Source organism: Janthinobacterium aquaticum, from assembly GCF_009208565.1.
Classification (GTDB): Bacteria; Pseudomonadota; Gammaproteobacteria; order Burkholderiales; family Burkholderiaceae_D; genus Janthinobacterium.
Window position 1 is genome coordinate 1 of sequence record NZ_WFLK01000015.1, and the last position, 12,638, is coordinate 12,638.

The following is a 12,638-nucleotide window of genomic DNA, read 5'->3' on the forward strand; positions in this document are numbered from 1 at the left end:
AGCCTAAGGGCGGATACAGCATCCAGTTACCCGGTCTTGATATGCCTACCAAGAATTTTGACAGCGGTTAATGTTGTTCGCAACACCATCAACCGCATGAGAGGAATAATACAAGGTCGGATTAGCCTGGCGTAGCCAGGCGTAATCCGACAATCCCACAGCGGCCAACAATGTTGTCGGATTACGCCGCTACGCGGCTAATCCGACCTACTTAGCTACCAGCCCCTGTCTAGCGCTGCTGGCGCTTGCGCCCGGCCAGCCGGGCCGTGGGCGCCACCAGATTCGCATACAGGGCGCCCGTGGGCGCGTCCCACTGCTGCACCGCCTGCTGCTGGCGCGCTACGGTGGCCATGTCGCCGCGCGCTATCGGACCGGAGAGCGCTGGCGCGGCACCCAACCGGAAGACATTGGCCATCGCTTCGGCGGCCAGCGGTCTGGCCAGTTCGCGCGCCACCGCCTCGGGGATGCCGGCTGCCTGGTAAGCGCGTAGCGCGGCGTCAAGCACGGTCACCAGATAATTGCTGGCAAACACGGCAGCGGCGTGATACACGGTCTTGGCGGCGGCGTCGATCGGTACAGGCCGCGCGCCGATGGCCAGCAGCAGCGGCGTCAAGGCTGCCAGCGCCTGCGCATCGCCTTCCACGCCGCAGTAAGTGCCGTCAAAGCCGGCCGCCACCTGGGCCGGATCGGCAAAGCTGCGGATCGGATGCACGCTGGCCACCGTGGCACCGGCGTCGACGGCCGCTTGCAGCGCGGTGGACGCCAGCGCACCGCTGCAGTGAAACACGGTGGCGCCGGCCAGCTGTCCCTGCGCCGCCAGCGCCGCGCAGGCCGGGCCGATCTGGTCGTCAGAGACGGCCAGCATGGTCACGTCGGCGCGGCGCAGCGCGCCATGGCTGTCGACCGGTGTGCCGGCGCCGATAAAGGCCACCGCATCGCGCGCCGACGCCATCGAGCGCGTCAGCACATCCTGCACTGTCACGCCGTCCACGCCGGCAAACAGGCGCCCCAGCACACGGCCCACATGACCGGCGCCGATCACATTTAACGTCATGCCATTCACAGACTAGAATCCCGATCCGGGCTGCTGCAGATAGGCTGCCTCTTCCGGCGTCGAGACGCGTCCGAGGATGGCGTTACGGTGCGGGAAGCGGCCAAAGCGGGCAATCACTTCCTGGTGGCGCTGGGCGAAGTCGAGCATGCTTTCAAAGCCGTCATGCGCCTGCGACAGCTGCTGGAACAGTTCCACCGCATGCGCCTGCATGGCCAGGTCTTCGGCATGCTCGAACGGCAGGTAGACAAAGGCGCGCAGCATCGGATCGAGCTGCTGATCGGCGCCCTGTTCGGTCATCGTCATGGCCAGCGCCAGTGCCTGGGCGTCGCCGGCAAACGCGCGCGGCGTGCCGCGATGGACATTGCGCGTGAACTGATCGAGCACCAGGATGCGCGCCAGCCCGCCGCGTGGTGTCGCTTCCCAGTCGCGCAGGCCGCCGTCGATGGCGCTGTCGATCAGGCTGCCGAAGCGGCTGCGGATCTGTGCGTCGAACGCGTCATCCTTGCGAAACCACTCCGGACGCGCCTGGCCATGGCCGGGGTTATCGGGCGGCAGAAACCAGAAGTCGAGTACTGCCATTGCTTGTCCATCCATGGTTTATCCTTGTCAGCAGATTCATCAGCAGGTTCGTCAGCGTGTTCAGTTACGGGCATGCGACAGCTGGAAGCCGGCAATGCCCTCGAAGGCGGCCAGTTCGGCCGACATGGCAGACAGGCTGGCGCCCGTGTTCCTGCCATGGGCGATGGCGACAAAGCGCCACTCCTGCATGCCGTCGTTGCTGCCGATCGTGAGCGTGCCGCCCGCGATGTCGTAGCCGCGCTTGGCGGCCATGCGCCGTAGCGCATCCTCGCGCGGCACGAAGTCGCGCTTGAAGCGCATGGTAATGGCCACGGCATGGCGCGACGGCAGCAGATTCTCCAATTTTGACAGAAAAATCATCGCCATCGCGCACAGGAAGGCCAGCCCCATGGCCGACAGATAAAAACCGATACCGACCATCACGCCGATCACCGACGAGGCCCAGATCGAAGCGGCGGTGGTCAGGCCGCTGATATTGAAGCCTTCACGCATGATCACGCCGGCGCCCAGGAAGCCCACGCCGGTCACGATGCCCTGGATCACGCGGGTCGGGTCGCTGCCGACGATGCTGCCATGGCCGCCGTACCAGAATTCGGGATAGCCGCCCAGCACCGTCAGCGCGGCCGACGCCATGCACACCAGGCTGTAGGTGCGCATGCCGGCGGCGCGCCCGTGATACGAGCGCTCGTAGCCGACCAGCAAACCGAGCAGCAGCGCGCCGATCAGATTCATCAGGATCACGCCATTGGTCGCCAGCTCGGCCGGCGACCAATAGGCGCGCAGGAAGTCGATGGTCGGCATCGCGCTTACGGCTTTTTGGTCAGCTGCTTTTCAAACGCCACATCGAGCTTGCTGACGCGGCGCGCCTTCTGCGGCCCCAGTCCATTGACAAAGGCCACGAAGGCGTCCAGTTCCAGCGGTGGACACAGCGGTGGCTGGCCCGGCCCTTCGGTCAGGAAGAACAGCTCATCGCCGGTGCGCGCCATGCTGTACAGGCGGTTGCCGCTGCGTTCCTTGAGCCGCTCGATGGCGGCGGTAGCGCGTGTCGATCGCATCAGATGGCCTCCGTGCGTTCTTGCAGCCAGGCCAATGCTGCGCCATCGAGGTGCGGCTCCAGGCGCGCGCGCACCGTGGCGTGGTAGTCGTTGAGCCAGGCCGCTTCGTCGTCGCGCAGCAGCGCGCGCTCGACGCAGCGCGTGTCGATCGGGCACAGCGTGAGCGTTTCAAATTTCAAAAATTCGCCGAACTGGGTGCTGGCCGCTGGCACGTTCAACACCAGGTTTTCAATGCGGATGCCCCACTGGCCCGGACGATAGATGCCCGGCTCGATCGAGGTGATCATGCCCGGCTCCATGGCCGTATGCGGCTCGGGCATGGTCGATTGCGAAATCGACTGCGGCCCCTCATGCACGTTGAGGAAAAAGCCCACGCCGTGGCCGGTGCCGTGGCCAAAGTCGATACCCTCGGCCCACAGCGGCGCGCGCGCAATCGCGTCGAGCATCGGCGACTTGACGGTGCGCGGGAACTGCGCGCGCGACAGCGCGATCATGCTGCGCAAGACCAGCGTAAAGTCGCGCTTGTGCGCAGCGGTGAGCTGGCCCACCGGTACCACGCGCGTGATATCGGTGGTGCCGCCCAAGTACTGGCCGCCCGAGTCGATCAGCAGCAGGCCGTCGCCTTCGATGGTCGCTTCGCTGCCGGCCTGGGCGTGGTAGTGCATGATGGCGCCATGCGCGTTATAGCCGGCGATGGTGCCAAAGCTGGGGCTGACAAAATTGGCGCGCCGCGCGCGGCAGGCAGTCAGCTGTGTATCGACACCGAGTTCGGTCAACGGTGCGCGCTGCGGATCGGCCAGGGTAGCGTCGAGCCAGCTGAAAAATTCGCACAGGGCTGCACCGTCCTGTTCCATCACGGCGCGTACATGGGCCGCTTCGCTGTCGCTCTTGCGCGACTTGGCCAGCGTGGTCGGATTGATTGCCTCGATCACGCGCACCACGCCTGGCACGGCCTCGCGCGTGCCGTGGGTCAGGCGGCGCGGATCGAGCAGCAAGCTGGCATCGGCCGGCAAGGCCGCCAACGCGCTGGTAAAGCGCTCGTACGGCGCCACATCGACGCCGTGCGCTTCAAGCGTGGCGTGCAATTCTGGCGCCACCTTGCCGTCGGCCACGAACAGCGTGGCACGCTGCGGCCCGACCAGCGCGTGCGACACAAACACCGGGTTGTAATGCACATCGGCGCCGCGCAGGTTGAACAGCCAGGCGATATCGTCGAGCGTGGAGATCACATGATGGCTGGCGCCATGCGCCGCCATGGCGGCGCGCAGTGCGGCCAGTTTGTCGCTGCGCGGCAGTGCCGGGTACGGCGCGCCGTGCTCGAACACGGCGGCAACCGGCTTGGCCGGGCGCTCGGCCCACACCAGGTCGAGCAGATCGATATCGGTGCGCAGCGTCACCTGGCTACCCAGCGCCTGGCGCAGCAAGCGCGCATTGGCCAGACCCAGCACGGCGCCGTCGACGGCCACCACCTGCCCCGGCTGCATGGTCTGGCCCAGCCAGTCGAGATACAGCACGCTGGCGCCGGACGGAATTTTTTTCAGTACGATGTCGCTGCCGGCCAGCTCCGTTTCAGCCTGTTCCCAGTAGCGGCCATCGGTCCACACGCCCGCTTCCTCTTGGGTGACAATCAGCGTACCGACCGAGCCGGTAAAACCGGAAACCCATTCACGGCCCTGCCAGTGCGCCGGCAAGTATTCGGACAGGTGCGGGTCGGCCGAAGGGATGATCACGGCGTCGACGCCCTGCTCGCGCATGGCGGCGCGCAGCTGGGCCAAACGGTGGGCGGGGGAACTCAGATTCGGTGTATGCATGGTGTGAATTCGTGTGGTGCGGTGAAGAACCCATGATACTCCGAATGGCGGCGATGCAGTATCAGGGGCGTGAGCTCTCCACCAGCCCGGTCACCAGGTCGGCAATCTGCTGTTCCGCCGGCACTGCCTGCGCCATCCTGACCGCTATCTCCGCACAGGCAGTCGCCACGGCAGGGTCGCCCAGCAAGCCGGCCAACGCCGCGCGCCAGGCACGCGGCGGCGCATCGGGCAGCACCGTGGCGGCCACGCCCAGGCGACGCAGGCGCGCCGCATTGTCCGGCTGGTCAAACGCAAACGGCACCACCAGCTGCGGCTTGCCGGCCGCCAGCACGGTAGCGCTGGTGCCGATGCCGCCATGGTGTACAAAGGCGGCGGCCCGGCGGCTCAGCAGGTCGAACGGCGCATACGCCACATACAGCACCGACGCCGGCAGCGTGGCCGGCAATTGTGAGCGGTAGGGCGTGACGACCACCACCCGCAGGCCCAGCTCGCCGGCAGCATCGAGCGCGCGTGCCAGAAAGTGGCGGCCATGCGCCATCGCCGAGCCAGGCGTGACCACGATGGGCGCTGTGCCGGCGTCGAGAAAGCGCTGCAGGTCGGGCGCCAGCTGCTGGCTTGAGGGCGGCATGCGCGGAAAAGCGGTGCACACCGTATGGGGCGGCCAGTCCGGCTGCGGCGCGGCAAACCAGGCGGGAAACGCACAGATCACGCGCTGCGGCGAATGCAGCCAGTGGCTCATCACGCGCCGCACCGGCGCCAGCCCCAAGGAGGCGCGCAGGCGGTTGATGGCGGGCCGCACGATGGGGTCGAGCATCAGCCGTTCGACCAGCGCCATGCTCAAGCGGATCACGGGCTGCGGCAGGGCACGCGGCCAGTTCAGGCCGCGCCGCACCGAGGCGTCCCGGGCGCCCAGAAAGCACGATGGCGCCAGGTGCAAGGTAGCCAGTGGCACGCCCTGCGTTTCCTGCAGCAGCCGTCCGGTCAGGCCCAGCGTGCTGGCCACAATCACCGTTGGCCCCTGCTGCTGTTCTGCTTTCAGCAGTGCCAGCTGCTGCGTGTAGGCCTGCGGCAAATGGCGCGCCATATGCTTCCAGATGGTGGCAAAGCCCTTGATGGGGTGCCACAGGTCAGGGTCGGCCACGCTGGCGTCAAGGTCCTCCTGGCTCAGGCCCGAGACAAAGCGCAAGCCGGCCTGCTCCACGCGCGCCTGGAAGTTGGCGCTGGCCACCAGCGTGACGGCATGGCCGCGTGCGCGCAGCGCCTGGCCGATCACGATAAACGGATAGACGTCACCGGCGCTGCCGGCAGCGAGAATGATCACGCGTATCATGGTTCTGCAGCGGCGAGCAACTGGCCGGCGATCACGGCGATTTTTTCCAGCAGCGCCTCATCGTAGGGCAGCCAGGGCACGGCGCCCAGCCTGGCGCCGCGGGTTGCCGCGTCGCCAGGCATGTCGATGGCCACTTCGGCACCATCGCAAGTCACGCGGGCGGTCGACAAATGCACCGCATGGCGGCCCACGGTCAGATGGCGCGCTTCTATCTGCATGCGCCCCTGTGCAATCTGTCCGGCAAATACCTGCTGCAGCACGCTGCGCCGCATGGCGGCCATCGGGCCGCTTTCCAGTGTTGCCAGGTAGGCCAGGCGTGCACTGCGCCGGGCATCCGGTTCCGCCTCGGCCAGCGCAAACGCGCTGACGCTGACCAACAGGTCCACCGCGCGGCATGCTTCCGAATACGCCACGGCCGACATCTGCTGCAGCTGCGAGGCATCGAGCGCCTGCCAGCGGCTGCCCACGCGCCGCTCCAGCGACAGGCCGTTTGCGGTACAGGCACCCTGCGCTCCCGGATAGATGCGCCCTTCGAGGCGCAGCGACACGCGCCAGTCGCCGAACGGGCGCGACAGGCCTTCGTCGTGATCGAGCCGCCAGCCTTCACGGCGCGCCAGCCCTAGCAGCGTGCGCACCGACAGCAGATGGCCGGCAAACGGCACGCTGCCATCATCAGGCGGTACGTACACTTCGCGGTAAGCCTGGCGTACCGGCTGAAGCAGCCGGCGCTGCGTAACCAGCGCCTGCCAGGCGGCGCGCTCTTCCACGCTGCCATGCAGCGGATGCCACAGGCTGATCTCGCCGTCCACCGGCAGCGCCAGCTGCTGGCCCCAGGCGTCGATGGCGCCCTCGCCTTGCGGCATGCATGCGCGCCCGTCGTCGAGGCGCCAGATCAGCGCGCGCACTACGGTAGCGGCATCCTTGTCGCCGCCGTACAGTGCGCGCCAGTGTTCGACCGGCCAGCGCACCTCGTTTGCCAGCCCCGCTTCCAGCGTGCGCGCCAGCATGGCCTGGCGGCGCTTGCCCGGCGCACCGGGCAGTCCGAGGCGCCAGGCGATATCCGAACGGGCAGCCAGCGCCCGCTCTGCCGGCTTCAGGTTGCGTTCGAGCTTTTTGCGGATGCCAGCATGGCGCACCTCGGCCAGCGCCGTGCGCAAGGCCTGCAGGCTCTCGGGCGTGGGGATGGTTTCCACTGCATGGCCCAGCGCCATCGCCAGCGACTGCGATGGCGCGCTCTTGGCCGTGCCGGGCGCCACGCTGGCCTGCGGCAGCAGCGCGGCAATCAGCGGGCCAAACCAGGCTTCATCGCGGTAGGCGGCCACGCGTGCGGCGCGCGCCAGCACCGGCGTATCGTGGGTGGAAAAAGCCGCGTCAGCCGCATAGGGCACGCTGCCGTCATGAATCGCCGCCAGCTCGCCTGCCGCGCGTTCGAGCACGCTGCGGGCAAAGTCGATATAGGCAGCGTCGCCAGCGAGCACCTCGGCCGGATCGGGCTCGCCGATGCTGTCGCGGTTCCAGAAACTGCTGTGGCGCGAGCCGGCCAGCGCCAGCAGGCCATCAGCGCGCACCTGCGCCAGCCGTTCAAATTCCTCCAGCGTGACGGGCATCGGATAGCGCAGGTGGCGCTCTGCCATCTGCTGCTCAAACCGGGCGGGCGCGTCACCGCCGGCCAGGCGCGCCAGGAAATACGCCTGGTACGGCTGCTCGGCCCAGCCGGACGGCTCGCCCAGTATGCGCCGCGCCTGCGCAGCCGCGCTGTCGGGCAGCGCCCCTTGCAGGCAGGCCAGGCAGCCGATCGCATAGTCCCACTCCATCTTGTGCTCGCCGGCGGCATCGAGCGCCTCAAGCGCACCAAGCAGCGTCTCGCCTTCCAGTACCGGCGCCAGGCCTGCCCGTTCAATCTGCGCCAGCAGGCTGGCGGCCATGGTGCGCCGCGCCACATCGTCATGGCCGAAGCGGGCAGCGCGGTGCAGCGCGCCCCAGACCGTGCCCAGTTCTTCCGGCGTCCAGTCAGCGATATCGACCGGCGGGCCGGTAAAGCGCGCATGATCGACCGGCTCGCCGTCGAGGCGTGCACGCAGTGCGCTGGCGCGGGCGCTGGTTTGACCGTCAGGCTTCATCGCTGCCCTCGTAGCGGCGCAGGCCGTCCAGGTCGAGTATGCGGATGCCCCCGTAATCGAGCAGCAGCAAGCCCTGTTTTTCCAGCACCTGCAAGGCCTGGTTGGCGCGCTGGCGCGAGGTGCCCGACAAGAGGCCAACTTCTTCCTGCGACAGCTGCACCAGCCGCTCCACGCCCGGATACAGGTGCGAGTTGAACATCGAAGCCAGGCAGCGCGCCACGCGCGTGTTGATGTCGAGCAGGCGGTCGTTTTCCACCATGCCGATAAACTGGCCCAGGCGTTCATTGAGCTGCATCAGCAGAAAGCGCGTGAATGGCAGGCTGGTGTCGAGCAGCCAGTGAAAGGTGGACGCCGGCAGGCGCGCCACGCGTGTATCGCGCACGGCTATCGTGTCGTACTTGCGCGTCTCGCGCTTGAGCAGCGAGCCTTCGCCAAACCAGCTACCGGGCGGCATGCCGGTAAACGTCATGGCCTTGCCGGAGGCCGAAAAATTGTTCATCTTGACCATGCCGCTGATCACGCCGATCCAGTTCTCGATCGGTTCGCCCTTGCGGCAGATAAAGCCGCCTTTCGGCGTAAAGGTTTCAAACACGTCGGCCTCGACGCGCGCCAGTTGGGCAGCGTCAAGCAACTGCGCCCAGTTGGCCGCGCGCACGGCATCTTTAAGACTGATATCTGCTGTGATCATTGTGCGATGCACCATCGAAAAGTGGGTAAATGTCCCCAAAAAGACAACTCGCCTGCTCCCTGCAAGCTACTATCATTGCACAAACGCGCTGCACATAAAAACACGGAGCGCCACACCATGAGGTGGCGCCCGAGGAAAATAACAAACGCAACAGGAGACACTGGTGCAAACAACAAACCCGGCAGCGATGCCGACCTTTCCGCGCCGCTTGCTCGAGCACGGAAAGGTCCGATCCGACAAACCCGCCTTCCGCGAAAAATACCTGGGCATCTGGCAAAGCTGGACCTGGGGTGAAGTCAACGACGAAGTGCGCGCGCTGGCCTGCGGCCTGGCCGCGCTGGGCTTCGGCCGTGGGATGAACCTGGCGATTATTGGTGACAACCGCCCACGCCTGTACTGGGCCATGCTGGCCGCGCAAAGCCTGGGCGGCGTACCGGTGCCGCTGTACCAGGACGCGCCGGCGCTTGATATGGCTTATGTGCTGCAGGACGCGCATATCGAGTACGCGATCGTCGAAGACCAGGAACAGGTCGACAAGCTGCTCGAACTGCAAAGCCTTTATGGCGGCATCAAGCATATCGCCTTTGACGACGAGCGCGGCATGCGCCACTATCACCAGAACGAACTGATCTCCTTTGCCGGTTTGCAGGCGCTGGGCCGTGAATACGACCGCGCCCATCCGGGTTTTTTTGAAGCTGCTGTCGAAGCGGGGCGTGGCCTGGACTCGGCCGTGATCCTGTACACCTCGGGCACCACCGGTAAACCCAAGGGCGTCTGCCAGAGCCACACGGCACTGCTGGCGGCCGGCGAAGGCGGCGTGGCGTTTGACCACCTGACCGACGCCGAAGACATCCTGTCCTACCTGCCGATGGCCTGGGTCGGCGACTGCCTGTTTTCGCTGGCGCAGGCGATGGTGGCCGGCTTTACCGTCAACTGCCCCGAGTCCGGCGACACGGTGATGATCGACATGCGCGAAATCGGCCCGACCTGCTATTTTGCGCCGCCGCGCGTGTTTGAAAACATGCTCACCAGCGTGATGATACGCATGGAAGACGCCAGCAGCATCAAGCGGCGCATGTTCAGCCATTTCATGGATGTGGCCAAGCGCTGCGGCGCGCATATCCTCGATGGCAAGCCGGTGTCGCTGTTCGACCGGCTCAGCTACAAGCTCGGCAATGCGCTGGTCTACGGCCCCTTGAAAAACGTGCTGGGACTGTCGCGCGTGCGCGTGGCCTATACCGCCGGCGCGGCCATCGGGCCGGACCTGTTCCGCTTCTACCGCTCGATCGGCGTCAACCTCAAGCAGCTGTATGGCTCGACCGAGACCTGCGCTTACGTGTGCCTGCAACCGGACGGCAATATCAAGTTCGACAGCGTGGGCCTGCCGGCGCCCGGCGTGGAAGTCAAGCTGGCGGCCAACGGCGAAGTGCTGGTCAAGTCCAAGGCCACCATGAGCGGCTACTACCACCGTCCTGACGCCACCGCCGAAGTGATCGACGCCGACGGCTACTTCCATACCGGCGACGCCGGCGTGTTCGACAGCGAAGGCCACCTGAAAATCATCGACCGCGCGGCCGACGTGGGCAAGCTGACCTGCGGCGCCATCTTTGCGCCCAACTATATCGAAAACAAGCTCAAGTTCTTCCCCTTCATCAAGGAAGTGGTGGCGTTCGGCCATGGCCGCGGCGAGGTGTGCGCCTTTATCAATATCGATATCGAGGCCGTGGGCAACTGGGCCGAGCGGCGCGGCATTGCTTACGCCGGCTATACCGACCTGGCCGCACGCGAAGAAACCTATGGCCTGGTGCGCGACTGCATCGAGCAGGTCAATGCCGAACTGGCGGCCGATCCGCTGATGGACCGCACCCAGATCCACCGCTTCCTGGTGCTGCACAAGGAACTCGATCCCGATGACGACGAGCTGACGCGCACGCGCAAGGTACGGCGCAAGTTCATCGCTGAAAAATATGCGGTGCTCATTGCCGCCCTGTACGAGGGCAAGACCTCGCAGTTTATCGAGACCCAGGTGAAGTTCGAGGACGGCCGCACGGGTACCACCAGCGCCGACCTGCAAATCTGGACCAGCAAAACCTGGCCGGCCGTCGGCCTGGCAGCATGATGGAGCACGGCACCATGCAAATGAACGAACCCGAAGTCCATTTCGGCGCCGCGCGCAAGACCGGCCCGGTGATCCTGGACCTGAAAAACATCTCGCTGTCGTTTGGCGGCGTCAAGGCGCTGACCGATATCTCGTTTGACGTGAAGCAGCATGAGATCCGCGCCATTATCGGCCCCAATGGCGCCGGCAAAAGCTCGATGCTCAACGTGATCAACGGCGTGTACCGCCCGCAGCAGGGCGAGATCATCTACCGCGGCGAGCACCGGCGCGGCATGGACTGCTACAGCGCCGCCAAGTCGGGCATCGCGCGCACGTTCCAGAATATCGCGCTGTTCAAGGGCATGACAGTACTCGACAACATCATGACCGGGCGTAACCTGAAAATGAAGTCGAACTTCCTGCTGCAGGCGCTGCACTGGGGGCCGGCGCGGCGCGAAGAAATCGAACACCGCAAGAAGGCCGAGGAAATCATCGACTTCCTGGAAATCCAGGCGATCCGCAAGACGCCGGTGGGCCGCCTGCCCTACGGCCTGCAAAAGCGGGTGGAGCTGGGCCGCGCGCTGGCAGCCGAACCGGAAATCCTGCTGCTCGACGAACCGATGGCCGGCATGAACGTGGAAGAAAAACAGGATATGTGCCGCTTTATCCTCGACGTCAACGACCAACTGGGCACCACCATCGTGCTGATCGAGCATGACATGGGCGTGGTGATGGATATTTCCGACCGCGTGGTGGTGCTCGACTACGGCAAGAAAATCGGCGACGGCACGCCCGACCAGGTGCGCAGCAACCAGGATGTGATCAACGCCTACCTTGGCACCAGCCATTAGCCCCGGGAATGTCCATGAATATCAATTTTTTCTTTGAAGTGCTGATCGGCGGCCTGCTCTCGGGCGTGATGTATGCGCTGGTGGCGATCGGCTTCGTGCTGATCTACAAGGCCTCGGGCGTGTTCAACTTTGCCCAAGGCGCGATGGTGTTCTTTGCCGCGCTGACCTGCGTGGGCATTATGGACAAGTTCGGCCTGTCGCTGTGGCTGGCCATTCCGCTGACCATGCTCGCCATGATCGCCCTGGGCATGGCCATCGAGCGCGTGGTGCTGCGCCCGCTGGTCAACCAGCCTGAAATCACGCTGTTCATGGCCACCATCGGCCTGACGTTTTTTATCGAAGGCCTGGCGCAGCTGATGTGGGGTTCGCAGGTGCACAAGCTCGAACTGCCGATCGAGGACGTGCCGATGCAATTCCTGATGGACCACTTCAATATTATCGTTTCGCAGTTCGATATCGTGGCCGCCGGCATCTGCGCGCTGCTGGTGATCTGCCTGGCGCTGCTGTTCTCGAAAACCAAGGTTGGCCGCGCCCTGCGCGCGGTGGCCGACGACCATCAGGCGGCACTGGCCGTGGGCATCCCGCTGCAGCGCATCTGGGCCGTGGTATGGGGTGTAGCCGGACTGGTGGCGCTGGTGGCAGGCCTGCTGTGGGGCGCCAGGAACGGCGTCCAGTTCGCACTGACCTTTATCGCCTTGAAAGCGCTGCCGGTGCTGATCCTCGGCGGCTTTACCTCAGTGCCGGGCGCGATTGTCGGCGGCCTGATTATCGGTGCGTCGGAAAAGCTGGCCGAAGTGTACCTGGGACCGATGGTCGGCGGCGGCATCGAAGGCTGGTTCCCGTATGTGCTGGCACTTCTGTTCCTGCTGGTGCGCCCGGAAGGGCTGTTTGGCGAACGCATTATCCGGCGCATCTGAGACGGGTGTTGAATGAAATTTTCACCCAAAAAGCAAATTCCGGGGTCGGGTTGATGTGTGCACCAAAATCCAGAAGCAGCATCGTAGGTCGGATTAGGCCGCAGGCCGTAATCCGACAACAGCCCCCACAGCCAC

11 protein-coding genes are annotated in these 12,638 nt (G+C 65.4%); 3 read left to right on the forward strand and 8 right to left on the reverse strand.

Annotated features, from left to right (window positions below; all coding sequences use genetic code 11):
• Window positions 1–229: 229 nt before the first annotated feature.
• The 8 genes from GCM43_RS20875 to GCM43_RS20910 all read right to left on the reverse strand — a co-directional run bounded on the left by GCM43_RS20875 (window position 230) and on the right by GCM43_RS20910 (window position 8,637).
• On the reverse strand, window positions 230–1,054 hold the full coding sequence (locus tag GCM43_RS20875; protein WP_152247820.1) for a Rossmann-like and DUF2520 domain-containing protein: 825 nt from the start codon (window positions 1,052–1,054) through the stop codon (window positions 230–232).
• Window positions 1,055–1,066: 12 nt separating this feature from the next.
• Window positions 1,067–1,648: a DUF924 family protein gene (locus GCM43_RS20880; RefSeq protein ID WP_152247821.1), complete on the reverse strand. Its 582-nt coding sequence runs from the start codon at window positions 1,646–1,648 to the stop codon at window positions 1,067–1,069.
• Between the two features lie 45 nt (window positions 1,649–1,693).
• The gene (locus GCM43_RS20885) at window positions 1,694–2,434 is read right to left on the reverse strand and encodes an MgtC/SapB family protein (protein ID WP_152247822.1); all 741 of its coding nucleotides are present in this window, start codon (window positions 2,432–2,434) and stop codon (window positions 1,694–1,696) included.
• 5 nt (window positions 2,435–2,439) lie between these two features.
• The gene (locus GCM43_RS20890; protein ID WP_152247823.1) at window positions 2,440–2,688 is read right to left on the reverse strand and encodes a hypothetical protein; all 249 of its coding nucleotides are present in this window, start codon (window positions 2,686–2,688) and stop codon (window positions 2,440–2,442) included.
• A complete protein-coding gene (locus tag GCM43_RS20895; protein ID WP_152247824.1) occupies window positions 2,688–4,499 on the reverse strand; it encodes an aminopeptidase P family protein in 1,812 nt (603 codons plus the stop codon). Before GCM43_RS20895 ends, GCM43_RS20890 begins: the two co-directional genes overlap by 1 nt.
• A 61-nt stretch (window positions 4,500–4,560) precedes the next feature.
• Window positions 4,561–5,829, reverse strand: coding sequence for a glycosyltransferase (locus tag GCM43_RS20900; protein ID WP_152247825.1), 1,269 nt, complete (start codon window positions 5,827–5,829; stop codon window positions 4,561–4,563).
• Window positions 5,826–7,949 (reverse strand): DUF4132 domain-containing protein, encoded by a 2,124-nt coding sequence (locus tag GCM43_RS20905; RefSeq protein ID WP_152247826.1) that lies wholly within the window; start codon window positions 7,947–7,949, stop codon window positions 5,826–5,828. Before GCM43_RS20905 ends, GCM43_RS20900 begins: the two co-directional genes overlap by 4 nt.
• A complete protein-coding gene (locus GCM43_RS20910) occupies window positions 7,939–8,637 on the reverse strand; it encodes a Crp/Fnr family transcriptional regulator (protein ID WP_152247827.1) in 699 nt (232 codons plus the stop codon). The genes GCM43_RS20905 and GCM43_RS20910 overlap by 11 nt, the downstream gene beginning before the upstream one ends.
• Window positions 8,638–8,824: 187 nt before the next feature.
• Between GCM43_RS20910 and GCM43_RS20915 the strand changes: the two genes are divergently transcribed.
• The 3 genes from GCM43_RS20915 to GCM43_RS20925 are packed head-to-tail and all read left to right on the forward strand — an operon-like array spanning window position 8,825 to window position 12,503.
• A complete protein-coding gene (locus tag GCM43_RS20915; RefSeq protein WP_152247994.1) occupies window positions 8,825–10,756 on the forward strand; it encodes an AMP-binding protein in 1,932 nt (643 codons plus the stop codon).
• 14 nt (window positions 10,757–10,770) lie between these two features.
• Window positions 10,771–11,586: an ABC transporter ATP-binding protein gene (locus tag GCM43_RS20920; protein WP_226929594.1), complete on the forward strand. Its 816-nt coding sequence runs from the start codon at window positions 10,771–10,773 to the stop codon at window positions 11,584–11,586.
• A gap of 20 nt (window positions 11,587–11,606) precedes the next feature.
• Window positions 11,607–12,503: a branched-chain amino acid ABC transporter permease gene (locus tag GCM43_RS20925; RefSeq protein WP_193315698.1), complete on the forward strand. Its 897-nt coding sequence runs from the start codon at window positions 11,607–11,609 to the stop codon at window positions 12,501–12,503.
• Window positions 12,504–12,638: the final 135 nt, after the last annotated feature.